Source organism: Treponema sp. (genome assembly GCF_045641405.1).
Taxonomy (GTDB): Bacteria; Spirochaetota; Spirochaetia; order Treponematales; family Treponemataceae; genus Treponema_D.
Window position 1 is genome coordinate 1 of sequence record NZ_JAZUGX010000041.1, and the last position, 13,047, is coordinate 13,047.

Annotated in this window: 5 protein-coding genes; 3 read left to right on the forward strand and 2 right to left on the reverse strand. The window is 42.1% G+C overall.

Annotated features, from left to right (window positions below; all coding sequences use genetic code 11):
• On the forward strand, window positions 1–885 hold an 885-nt coding region (locus ACKI39_RS06290; protein WP_407398740.1), incomplete at its 5' end, for an Rpn family recombination-promoting nuclease/putative transposase.
• A 287-nt stretch (window positions 886–1,172) separates the two neighbouring features.
• On the opposite strand, the gene ACKI39_RS06295 is transcribed toward ACKI39_RS06290, so the two are convergent.
• On the reverse strand, window positions 1,173–6,164 hold the full coding sequence (locus ACKI39_RS06295; RefSeq protein WP_407398742.1) for a hypothetical protein: 4,992 nt from the start codon (window positions 6,162–6,164) through the stop codon (window positions 1,173–1,175).
• Window positions 6,165–6,183: 19 nt separating this feature from the next.
• Window positions 6,184–11,340: a hypothetical protein gene (locus ACKI39_RS06300; protein ID WP_407398744.1), complete on the reverse strand. Its 5,157-nt coding sequence runs from the start codon at window positions 11,338–11,340 to the stop codon at window positions 6,184–6,186.
• 283 nt (window positions 11,341–11,623) lie between these two features.
• On the opposite strand from ACKI39_RS06300, the gene ACKI39_RS06305 reads away from it, so the two are divergent.
• Complete coding sequence (locus tag ACKI39_RS06305) at window positions 11,624–12,391, forward strand: RluA family pseudouridine synthase (RefSeq protein WP_407398746.1); 768 nt, start codon at window positions 11,624–11,626, stop codon at window positions 12,389–12,391.
• 1 nt (window position 12,392) lies between these two features.
• A complete protein-coding gene (locus tag ACKI39_RS06310; RefSeq protein WP_407398748.1) occupies window positions 12,393–13,043 on the forward strand; it encodes a cytidylate kinase-like family protein in 651 nt (216 codons plus the stop codon).
• The last annotated feature ends 4 nt before the right edge of the window (window positions 13,044–13,047 follow it).

The window sequence follows — 13,047 nt, forward strand, 5'->3', positions numbered from 1 at the left end:
ATAATCAGGAACCTGAGGCTGATGGACGATGCCTTCATGACGAGGTTCTTCGACGGGAATCTTGAGTGCACTTCCCTCGTCCTGCAGATCATCATCGGAAAGAGCGACCTCAAGGTCCTTGAGGCAAAGAGCCAGTTCTACATCAAGAACCTGCAGGGGCATTCAGCCATACTTGACGTTAAGGCTACGGATGCAATCGGGACGATCTATGACATCGAAATCCAGAGGGCAAGCAGGGGAGCAGAGCCCAAAAGGGCGCGTTACAACAGTGCACTCATGGATGCGAATTTCAAGGTACTGCAGGAGGAAACGGAGAAACTTCCTTCGACTTATGTTATAATGATCACGGAAAACGACGTGCTCAAGGGGTCGAAGCCGATCTACCACATCAACAGAATCGTGGAGGAAACCGGCAAAAGGTTCGGCGACGACTCCCACATAATCTATGTGAACGGAAAGCACAGGGACGACACTCCGCTCGGAAAGCTGATGCACGACTTCAACTGCTCGGATCCTGCGGAGATGAAGCTGGAGCTTCTTGCGCAGAGGGCAAGATATTTCAAGGAAGAGAAAGAAGGAGTAAAACTTATGAGCAGCACTGCACAGGAACTGTGGGACGAAATAATGCAGGAAGGATATTCCGAAGGAATGTCCAATGGACTTGAACAGGGACTTAAGCAGGGTATCGAACAAGGAATTACCCAGGGTATTTCTCAAGGGTTTTCACAGGGCATTTCTCAGGGTATCTCGCAAGGTGCCCATGACAAGGCTGTGGAGACGGCAAAGAGCGCCATTGCGATGGGACTCAGCGCAGAGCAGATATTGAAGCTTACTGGGCTTTCCGAAGAGGAGATCGAGAAGCTTAAGGACATTACTAAGCAGTAGAGAGCCTGCCTGCCAGCGGATCTGTTCGCGCCTACGGCGCTCACGGGGTGTCACGCGGATTGGATTTTCCTACGGAAAATCTTGGGGGGGGCTGGTGGCACTTTGGGAGCAAGGAGCTTCTGCAACTTTCGTCACTAGGATTGTTACACAATTCTTGATTGCCCAGAAACAAAACTTTTTGGCTGAGTTTTTGTTTGCAACTGGTGTGGGATGCAACATATGATTTAAGGCACAAAAAACCCTCTTCGGAAAAAACGAAGAGGGTTAAATTTTACAGGATTTTGATGCTATCTATGGCCTTCGTTCTTAAGACGGAAAAGATAGCTGTCTTTATAATCTCCTGCATCTTCAATTGCCATTATGAGTGTTTCACCTGGATGCAGCCAGTAATTTTCCTTAAATGGTGTCCATGCACATTCGCCTGCATACCACATTGTAGGACCATTTTTGGCAGCGTCAGTAGGGACATCTCCGATTACAAAACCGTGGCAGGCAGGAGCGGAAAGATCCCATGTGACCCACCACCAGTTTCCTTTATAGTCCCCATCACTATCATTATTATTTCTACCAGACTCCTGCATAAGCTTAAAGTTGGAACTATCCCCCCAGCTCAACGGGAACGGATCAAGGGAATTTAAGCCACTTGCAGCATCGCCTCCAATAACCCACACCTTAAGATCCTTGATCTTTAATTTACTTCCATTTTCCTCAATATTTGTCTCAAGCTGCTGGTTACTGATACCTCCCTGAACAGAATATTTTCCGCTTATTACAAACTTCAATACTGTTCTGTTGGCATATTCATAGGCATATGCGGTGGCTCCATTTGCAGCAGCAGATGCAGAAATTGCAATCTTAAGACCCTGTGCCGCATCAAATGAATTTACAACTTTATCATCACCAAGAGTAACTTGGCCGCTATAGTTAGTATCAGGGTCATTTACGGTGGCTGAAGCTGTTTTTGTATTCTGGGTATAAGGCTTCTTATTAACTCTTACAGCTGTAGTTGGTACTGTATGTGCATCATATTTAAGCGTTGCACCTGGAGTACGGCAGTCAATCTTCATGTAGGCTTTCTGTGCATCCTCCATCTTTGCATTTGTTGATGTTGTAGTACCTGGAGTTCCAGTAATAGTATAGGCTGTCTTTTTTAGACGAATCTGCGGAGCTTCTACACCAGGAGCAGTGAATGTATAGTCAAACAGAGCATTTCCGTTCTGAACTTCATCATATACTGCACTGGCAGGAATCATCACCTTATACTTTGCACCCTTAACAGGGAGTTTATAGGTTTCTCCAAGCGATACTCTAAGTGTATCACCGTCAATAACCTGAACAGCATCCGAAATAATTGGAACAACAACCTTATGTTTATTTGCGGCCTTGAATGCACCAACAACAGCTGAATCAATATCGGTCTTGGCATAATCAAGAATGTACTTTGTTGACGTGTCATTTGTAAGTGTAGTTCCACTTGCAGTGGCTCCATTCATCCCGATTATATATGCACCAGAAATAACGTCACTTCCAGAAAGTTCACCATATTCTTCTGCCGTTAAAACTGTTGGAACATGGAAGACATTCCCAGAAATTGTTTCATCATATTCAAATTCAATATCTCCAATTCCCTTTTCAATATCACGGTCAAACTTGATTTTAAGTACGCCATCTTCACCTTCGCCGACAAATTCTGGAGTTTCACTCTTAGTCGGTCGGCCAGTCAAAATCTTGATGTCACGGTTTTCGTTCAGGCGCTGTGCGTTTCCGCTTGCAGGTAAAGCAATGCTTACATTCTTTCCACCTAAAGTGACAGAATTAAAACTCCAGCCAATTACATCAAGTTTGCCATTTGCTTCTATGGAATCCCCTTCCACAACAGTATACTCGAAAGTGAATATATCCTTCTCTGCAGCAGTTGTCCTGCACTCTTTTATAGGAACAGTTTTGCTTGCGTTTGCGCCATTCTTAACATTCAATGTAACAGTTGCGCCACTAGCTATCTTTACTGCCGTTCTGAATTCAAGCTTTCCAGTAATGACTGTCGGAGTTGCAGTTTTACTGTCTGTATAGGTTCCACTTCTTGAATCTGCAGTTATTTTCTTAAACAGAACACCTTTGTTTATTACAAAAGACTTAACTGCTGCCTTTACAGATTCATTGCCTGCCATGTCGGTCTGCCTTGCAGTTACATCGTAGGAACCGTTGTTTGTAATTGAAACCCTGCCAGCATATGGAAGCCAGCTGTTTCCACCATCAAGAGAATATTCAACCGAAGCACCTGGTTCTGTTCCAGAAAGGGTAAAACTTGTTCCTGCATCATCAATTATCAGATCACCAGGATCCCAAGATCCAAATGATGGAGTTGCCGGTTTTTGAGTATCAACTACAAAACCTGCAAATGAAGGTGCTGTAAAGCCTCCCCATTCCGAAAGAACATTTCCTGCATCATCAGTTACAGTTACACCTGATGCATTAAGCTGCTTGAAGGCAATAGGATTTGCATTGTCACCAGCGGCAACCGTATATGTCATAAGAACATACTTTGAACCTGTTGCAACTGAACTTTGGGTCTTTACATCCACACTGTTGTTCTTATGAGTAAACTGCATGTTTAATCCAGAAGCTCCAGTAACGGTAACATCTTCATCGAATTCAAGGAGGAAAAGCAAAGAAGATCCTATGCTATAATAGCCTGGAGAAGACAAGGTACTAATCGTCTTAACCTTTGGCTTTGTATTGTCTATTTTTATTTTGCGGGTTGTCTTTATGTTGTCCTTGAGCGCTGTATTGTTTTCAGGGATTTTTACTTTAGTTGTAATGTCTTCTCCCGAACCTGTTTCTTTCCATTTGGCATTGTTTTGGTTTATTGCCGTAACATAAAGGTTAGGTGTATCAAGATTCTCTTCAGTAGTTTTGGTTCCGATCGTGTATTTGAATACGTGGGAAGTTTCACCAGACCCTGAAACATATGTAGCAGTACCACCGTTATCAAGTGTAAGTGTTGGAGTTCCGCCAGTAGTGTCTACATCAACATTCTTTGTGAATTCAAGAGTAATTAAAATATCTTTGCCTGTACTATAGGAACCGTCATCTGTACGGCAGTCAATTCTTGAAAGACCACTTTCTGTAGACTCAATGCTTGCCGCCTCCTGAACAACTTTTTTATTACCGCCAAAATCAGTTAATGTAGCGGTAATGGTTCCACCACCTGCAGGAGCAACCACTGTTGCTGACCAGGTGCCATCGCTGCTAATACTTGCAGATGCAGTTGCTTTTCCCCATGTTACTTCAGGAACATATATCCTTGTTTTATTTTCGGTTTCAGAAGTAAGATAGTCCTTCCATTCTCCCGTGATGGTTGCCGTCTGTCCGTAGGCACTTGAAGCAAATACAGGAACATCACCTGTAAATTCTTTCTTTACATCGCCAATGGTAATATCCTTGATTGTAAATTTCTCAGGTGTAATATTGTCACCAGAAAGGGTTATTGCCTTTACCGTATTCTTTGAACCGTCACTTGCAAGGAAAATAAAGTCCTGGGCACTTAGAGGAATTTTCTTTCCGTTTCTATCTGTTCCGCCAATGTTAAATCCCAATTTCTTATCAGGATTATAAAGGTTGAAGCTTCTGTTTTTAAGCTCATATCTGTTTTTCTTTTCTCCATCATCAAGCCTGTAGATGATATTTCCTGCATCATCAACAAAGCCTTCTGCTGTCGCATTATTCCAGTTTGAATCGCTTCCCGTAAGATATTTAATCTTGTTTGCAGAAGTTGACCTTAAAGCAGGATTAAGCCAGCAAAGGGCAAACAGTTCTATCTTACCGTCATCTGTTGCAGTTACATTGAAACTAAGATTTCCTTCTGCATTAAGGATTGCAGAACTATTATCAAGAGGTGCTGTCAATTCAATTTTTGGAGCGCTGACATCAGATGTCTTAAAGAATCTTTGTTCTTCTACATAGTTTCCATGAATATCCGTTACCTTTATGTCGTATCTATAAGCACCATTTAATGAAGGAACTTCTATCGACCATGCCGAATATTTTGCATTCTGCTGTGGAAGGCTATGGCTTACTGGATTTGTATATCCACTTGCCTCATATTTTTTAAAATTTCCATCAGCATCCTTTTTGTACACCGTAGAAACAATGCTCTTGATTCCATCATCGTCCTGGGCACTTCCAGAAATTGAAGAACCTGGATAACAGTCAGCCTGCAAATTTTCGTCTTTTTCCTCAGTATCTCCAATAGGTGCCGTAATCCATGGTTTGTCTGCTTCCGGCCACCATACGAAATACCCAAGAATTTTTCTTTCCCATGCATTTGAGGCAGTCAGGCTTGTTGAAACTACACGTATGATGTGTTTTCCTGTCTTTAGTCCGTTCTCTTCTGTCACCCAGTCTTCAGGTCTTACCGTAAGAGACCATTCCCTAAGATCAAGGCCTGTCATATCCTTTGCATAGTAAATTTTTGGTTTAGGATCATCTCCAAGATCTGCATCCGAAAGTTCAAGGAGCTGTTCCATTGTTTCTACGGCAGTCGTTTGAGGATTTCTTGCAATACCAGACTCCTGCTTTCCGTCATCGAATTCTATGCGGAGTGCCTTGAAGGCAAGAGCTTTGCTCTGACGTCCCTGAAGAACAATGTTTCCATTCATAAGGCGTGAAATTACATTTCCGTCCTTCAATTTATAGCCTGCACTTGCTGTCTCCAGATCCGTATACTTTCCAGTTGTTAATTCAGGCTTATATACACTTACAACTGGATTGTTTTCGTCAATTGTAATTGTTATGACTGCCTTTGATTTTCTTCCACTGTTGCCGGCATTGTCGAAGGCACTTGCTTCGAGAGTATAGGAATTATCTGTTTTTGATGATGCCTTATCATCGCTGTCAACTCCAATGGACCATTCGATGTTGTTTCCATTTACATTGCAGTAGTAGTTTGGATCGTTATTGATTGTAGTCCAGACAGGGTTTCCTTCTGTCTTTTTCTGCCAGGGACCGCTGCCAGGAACTATCTGATAATGGATGTCCGCATCGGTGAAATCTATGGTGATTTTTGTTACCTTTTCGTTATCCGTCGCTGTTCCTCTAATGGCAAAAACGGAGCCTACCGCATCATTGTCCTTATGGGAAGTAACTTCAATTTCAGGAGCAGCCAGGTCGACTGCAGGTCCAAGACCAATGTCGCAGGAACCAAGCACAATGGACGCAGCCATGTAAAAGAGGCATGCAAAAGATCTTGATATATAATTTCTTATTCTTGAATTTTTCATTTTTTACCTCCTGCTCCAACTACTTCCAGTTTCTAAGACCAGTTATTTTACTGAATTCACCAGGCTTCATAAGCCCCCAGTTTTGTCCCCAATCATAATAATTAACACTTTTTCCCCATGAATAAATAGATATGGAAGAATCAATCAGAATCTCATAGCTTATCCAATAGTAGTTTTTATTTTCCCCATCGTAATAATCAGGATATGCAACTCTTAGATATGCGGAACCTACGGCAGAGTCCCTTAAAGGGAAAGGAGAAATGGAAGGCTCTCCAGCCCAGCCTGTAGTACCACGAACAGAAACAGTATTATTTGTTTCCATACCAAAACATGAAGTATAATCACTCGACACAGGATCTACCATGCACAGCACAGATTGGAACACACCTTCCTTTTCCACACCAGAAGACTGTCCGTTAAAGAATGCCTTTGAATAGATAAGTTCTACATAAGAATTCTTATGGTCACCGCTGCCACTAAGGAACTGTATGTCCCCACTGCCGGCTGCAGCATTGGCTGGAGCAGTTGGAATTGTTAAACCGGTAAAGGAGTCGCTTGCATATGATGTAACACCTTCTTTTCCACCGTTATTTACAGTTGCATCATCAGTACCTTTTGAAGCAAAAGTTTTCGTATGTCTGATTGCAGCACCGGCTGTCTGACAGTCAATCCTTACACGAACCTTTGCCGTTGGCTTTGAAGGTATAATCTTATTTTTGTTATTATTATTAATATCTTTTTTTTCCGTCTGAACAAAACTTCTGGTTATAGAATTGTTTTCCATCTTTGGCTGGTAGATTCCAAGACCGTAGCTGTAACGGTCAACACGGATCACAGGCTTTGCGACACCGCTTGAAAGGAAACTTACATTTGCGCCATCCTGAATGAGGACAAGAGGATCCGTCACTGTACCCGTACGTCCTCTGCTCCATGTATTAGAAACATCATTTGAACCATTTGTCGATTGCCTTGAGTCAGTCATTGATTTTGTTCCATCGGCTTCATAGCCAAAAAAGTTTCCCGTCTCATCCATGAAGGCACCCTTTTCAATTACAAGTTCCCATTCAAGACCTGGCTGCAGTGCAGATTCTCCAAGGAAACTGTTTGGCAAGGTTATGGTTACTTTCTTCTTATCAAGACTGTCAACGACAACCGCGGCAGAATTTACGCTTACAGAGCGCTCATGGAAGTGGATGCTTTCAAGTACCTGGCGGATATCGGCAGTTGTAATCGTTGTTGCTCCTTCAAGTACAACTACCTGCCCAGCCTGGTATTCCCTATTATTTCGTGAGGCATTTTCAGTGTTAAATGTCGTTCCAAATTTCTTGCCTGCATTTCCCCAGATGTCCATGTCATAGTCAAGGACATATTTTGTACCCGTATAGTTTGGAGTCTTTCCGTCTGCATTAAGGCCTTGGGAAGTCTTCTTGTAAGGACCTACAAACTGTCCTGTTCCATGATATGTGTAGTTGGCAGGACCAACTTCACTAAAGAGAGGGCCTTCCTTATCTTCTTGTCCATCCATATAGAGAATCCTGGTCCCTGTAAGAGTTCCATTTCCTGTATTTCCAGCAGCCCTGACTGCACTTAAAACCCTATTGAATTCAGAAACTTCAAACATCGGCGGAATAGCCCATCCAGCAGTCTGGCGAAGGTAGATTTTTCCCTTGTTGACCTTTACAGGCTCACTAAACTCAAGGTCAATAATCTTTCCATTTGCGTAAATATTCTTTCCGGTATAAGGAGTTTTTGTTTCCCCTGGAGTCATGGTCAACACTTTTGGAGGAATATTGTCACATCTAAGGTTTGGTCTTGAATAATCTGCATCAAGTTCAAGTCCATTCTGTGTAAAGCCATAAAGATCAGTTACTCCCAAAAGTTTAACTGCCCCCTTTGCAACCTTTAATGTAAATGAATCTCCTCTCTGGATTGTGTATTCAAAGGTAGCTTCAGAAACATTATTGCGCCTTGATCCTTCAGTGATTGTAGCGCGGTGAGTTGTATTGCCAAACACATCTGCATCTCCATTTCCTGTAAGTTCAATATATGATGAGGTTGATGCAATATTTACAGGGGAAGCAAAATAAACCTTAAAGGTCAGTTTTCCTTCTTTATAGTTTTTATCCGCATTCGTACATTCAACTGTGTAAGATGGGAATGCATTGTTTATTTCAAGCGACACAGGACTTGAATATTCAGAGACATTTCCTGCACGGTCAGTAATTCTTGTTACAAGATTTGCATTTACAACAGAAGATGTTGCTTTAATTTCCTTATAAGTCGGCGCTGTCGAAGCTGTAGTTCCAAAACCAGAATAGGTTGTCCAGTTTGTACCGCCATCAACAGAATACTCTGCCTTGATCTCTGGATCTGCAGGCTGTACAACATTCGTAATCTTAAAACATACATTTGACATGTATCTTCCAGAGGTAAGCAATGAATTTGTTGCATCATTGTTTACTACTGGTTTTGCAGGAGCTTTAGTATCTACTACGATGATTTCAGTACCATTTCCTGTAAGCGGATTTGACAATGGATTTCCAGCATCATCCTTTATGTATTCAAGACCTGTAATGCAGTTTGCCCTGTTATGGGTATATGTTCCATTTACATCAGAAGCAACGATTTTCTTGCTGAAGGTAAGAACACTTATATTTGGATCTGGATAGTTAATAGACTGCCAGTTAAGGGTTAAGTTTCCAAGCTTGAATGCTGGTGCACCCTGAACCGTTACCTTTTTTCCAACAGTTACCTGTGCCGTAACAGTACGGCCTTCCTTTAGATATTCCTTATCTGCGTTTATATTTTCTAGAGGAGCATCTGTTTTTACAACTGTATTTGTAACTTTTGGAGCAACGCCATCAATGGCTATGGTTTTTTTATCCTGAAGGTTGGCTCCATTTGGGAGAACCGTCATGTGTGCCGTAGTCTCTAAAATTCCTTCAACTGGTCCGCTTCCGCTTTCATTGTTTACTTCAAGTTTAGTGGAAACATCTCCTGGCTGTACTACATATTTAAATACAAGGGTAGTGGAACCTGATCCACTATCGTAGTCACCCTGTCTTACTACAGCACTTCCACCGTTCTTAATATTGGCAAGTTTTAGTTTTACAGCAGATGTATTGTTCAAGGACACAGGCTTTGTAAAGGATACGTTGATAAGAATGCTGTCGCCTGCCTTGCAAAGCGGTGGTGCGGAAGAACTTATGGAATTTATTTGAGGCAATGAGCTGATGATAAATTCATAAGTTCCATCTATTTTGTTTCCAAGAATATCCTCTGCATAAAGTTTGTATTTAGGATTCTTTCCGCTATTATAGTATTCGGTCAATTTTTCATTTTTTATTGGTGTCGACTTATATGCGGTACCGTCCATGGATCCCGTTACCTCTTCAGGGTCTCCTGTCGGCGGAATATATTCAATCTTGTATTTTGAAGGCTCAATTGCAACACCTGTTTTCTTTTTCGCAGAGAAACTGATTACAAGACCATTTACATCATCCTTATCAATGATTGCCATGTTTCCTGCAGGACTTATAAGCTCAAGTTCAGGCTTAATGGTGTCGGCTGCAAGCTTAAGCTCCGTATCAGTATAGTTACCGTCCTTACGGATAAGCCTTATATAAAAATACTTGTCTTTGTTTGTATCGCTACCAAAGTCACCTGTAAGAGACTGGGTAAATTCAAATTCCTGTTTCTTTAATCCACCTTCGTATGTGGCTTCTCCAAGCTTTACATTGTATAGTTTAAGACCTTTATTTTCCCCTGTTCCAGACGTAACAACAACCGGTTCATCATCAGAAGGCGCTGCCGATGAATCAGCATTAAGCCAGGCCAGTGCCCTTTCCTTTTTATTGCTTATTGAATCTGAAACCCAGATGAATTTAAGATTTGTACATCCAGAAGAATCTAAGGTAATACCCTTGAAAGTAATAAGAGAATCGCTTCCGCTAACATTTGGTATCTGGTTGTTTTCTGGAGCAGTTATGATTATTGTCGGGTGATTCTCGTCAGTTACACGAACCGTATTCTCTTTAGTGAGAGTTTTATTATACTTGTCTATTGCTGTTGTTTTAAGGCTCATTGTCTGAGCATCGGCAGGTGCCGTTATGATAAGGGTACACTCGCGCTGTCCTTCAATTGGAACAACACTTTTAGAATCCACAACATTATTGCCTGCATCATACAACTTACATTCAACTGGATTGCCGGTTTTAAATCCGTCATCGTCAAATACAGTAACATTCAAGGAATCGTTTATGTGCAAATCAATGTTATGACTGCTGCTGTCTTCCTGAGAAATAAAGCATCTAGGATTGTCACTTTCGGGCCACCAGATGAAATAGCCCATATCAAGATCAGCTTCTTCGACTTTATTGGCAGAAGGATCGCTAACTATATCTTCTGCAGTATACCTGACCTTAAGATAATGCATTCCAGTATCTGGAAGACCTGGCACTGTCGTGGTATTGATGAGAAACTGTGGAGCATAATTACTTGACCCAGTATTAGTTACTGTTCCAAGTCTGTTATTATCTTTATCAAAAATGCTTATTGAAACGGCATTGATTCCAGATGCATCGTTGAAGCTTGAACAGATTTTAAATTCACCATTCTGAGCGACATCAATGTTGGATGGCTGATTTAGAAATTTATCCTTTGAAATGATTTCTTCCAAAGCTTCCTTTGTCTGGAGGCTGTACTGAATGCCGCTTACAAGACGGTCAATGTACCATGCATCTCCAACAGGCGCTTTTTCATCAACAAAAAGGCTTATGACTTTTGCAGACTTTGAACCGTAGTTCTTCTTCTTGTCCTCTGAAACGATTTTAAGCCAGCAGGCTCCTTCCCTTCCGCCAAAGTCAATGTCAAGGGTCCATTCTCCACCAGAGACAGATGCATTTTTAAGAAATTTATAGTCTTCATCCCCAAGCCATTTTACTTCGGCATGAACATTTTCAACTCCGGTGTTGTCCCAGGCAGATCCCTTAAAGACAACATTACGCTTTGTATAGATGGTGGTTCCAAAATTGGTTTTTGTCTCTCCACCAGCAGTCATACTCCTAAGCGTAAGCTCAGGTGCATCGATGTCGACAACCTCTCCAAGTCCAATATCGCATGAAAATAAAAATAATGATGAGATTACAGAAAGGGCAAGCCCCAGATACTTTTTCATAGACACCACCTTTTATAAATAAAAAAATATGCACTATCTCTCTTTGGTTATCGGAAAATATTGCTAGAGTTTTTAGAGATACTTTTCTACTTTCATTTTACTATGGAAAGATTAATACTGCAAAATTTTTTTATTAAATTTACAACTAAATTTGCAACATTTATCCCCCCGGAAGATTTAATACCCATACGCTTTGAGGCAAGTCTGTTGGTTAAAACCGGCCAAATTTGCCATATCCCTATTTTTTAATGACATAATCTGCAATTCCCATTAAAATATCCCTATGAAGCAAAACAGTGACTACAGCGTAATCTACAGCGACGACGACATTGTCGTGTTCAATAAAAGAAGCGGGCTTTTGATTGCAGCCGACAGGTATGATCCTGATGCACCCCGCCTTGATGTGGTTGCGGAAAAGGAATTCGGACGTCTTTTTGCAGTACACCGCATAGACAAGGATACAAGCGGACTTGTAATCTACGCAAAGAATGCAGAAGCCCACAAGGCCCTTTCAAAGCAGTTTGAAGAGAGGAGCGTGGAAAAAACCTACCACTGCCTTGTTAACGGCCACCCAACCTGGGACACCCTTACAGTTTCCTTGCCATTGCAGCCAGATGGAGACGACCGCCACAGAACAGTCGTAAACAAGAGGTTTGGAAAGCCTTCCAAGACAGATTTTGAAAACATCGGAAACTGCGGACCATTCTCATGGATCATTGCACACCCCCATACAGGACGTACCCATCAGATCAGGGCACATCTGCAGACTACAGGCTTTCCTATCGTATGCGACCCATTGTACAGCGGCAACCAGCATCCTGTTCTGTTGAGCGATTTTAAGCGTAAATACAACGGAGATCCGCTTAACGAACGACCGTTATTGAACAGACTTGCTCTCCATGCCTATTCAATAAGCATAAATCACCCTAAGACTAACGAACGTATGTCTTTTGAAGCTCCATATCCTCGTGACATGGAGGCAGTAAGAAAACAACTGGCAAAGCTTTTTAAGGTTGATCCCCTTGCAAAGCCTGAAACTAAGGAGGACTGAAATGAAGAAATTCATCACTATCGGCCGTGAATACGGTTCCGGCGGAAACAAAATCGCGGAGCTTGTCGCAAAGGAACTTTGCATTCCTGTCTACGACAGCGAAATCATCGACCTTTCGGCAAAGGAATCTGGCCTTTCCCCAGATTTCATAAAGAACACAGAGCAGAGCCTTTCAAGCGGATGGCTTTATACATTGCTTTTAGGTTCTGGATACAGCACACCAGGAACTGGCGCCAGCCGCCTTGGCTTTGGACCTCAGTCCATCAACGTTCCTCTTGCAGACCAGGTATTCAACGCTCAGAGAAATACGATCATCGATCTTGCAAAAAAGGGACCTTGCGTTCTTGTTGGCCGCTGTTCCGACTATATCCTCCGACACTGCGAGGAAGTCCCAAGGGCAGAAGTATTGAATGTTTTTATATACGCTCCTTTGGCAGACAAGGTAAAGTACGCCATAGAAGAATTCGGACTTGATCCTGCAACTGCGGAACGCGATGTAAAATTAATCGACAAACGCCGTGCAAACCACTACAACACTTTTACGGAACGCACATGGGGAAACAAGAACCATTACGATCTTCTCGTAAACAGTTCACTTCTTGGAATTGAAAAGACAGCACAGATGATTGCTCAGATAGCAAGGGAATCTTAAATCC

What these genes read in the sequence shown, in the direction of transcription:
- ACKI39_RS06295 (WP_407398742.1), bottom strand. Translation starts at nt 6,164, where the DNA reads ATGAAAAATTCAAGAATAAGAAATTATATATCAAGATCTTTTGCATGC.
- ACKI39_RS06300 (WP_407398744.1), bottom strand. Translation starts at nt 11,340, where the DNA reads ATGAAAAAGTATCTGGGGCTTGCCCTTTCTGTAATCTCATCATTATTT.
- ACKI39_RS06305 (WP_407398746.1), top strand. Translation starts at nt 11,624, where the DNA reads ATGAAGCAAAACAGTGACTACAGCGTAATCTACAGCGACGACGACATT.
- ACKI39_RS06310 (WP_407398748.1), top strand. Translation starts at nt 12,393, where the DNA reads ATGAAGAAATTCATCACTATCGGCCGTGAATACGGTTCCGGCGGAAAC.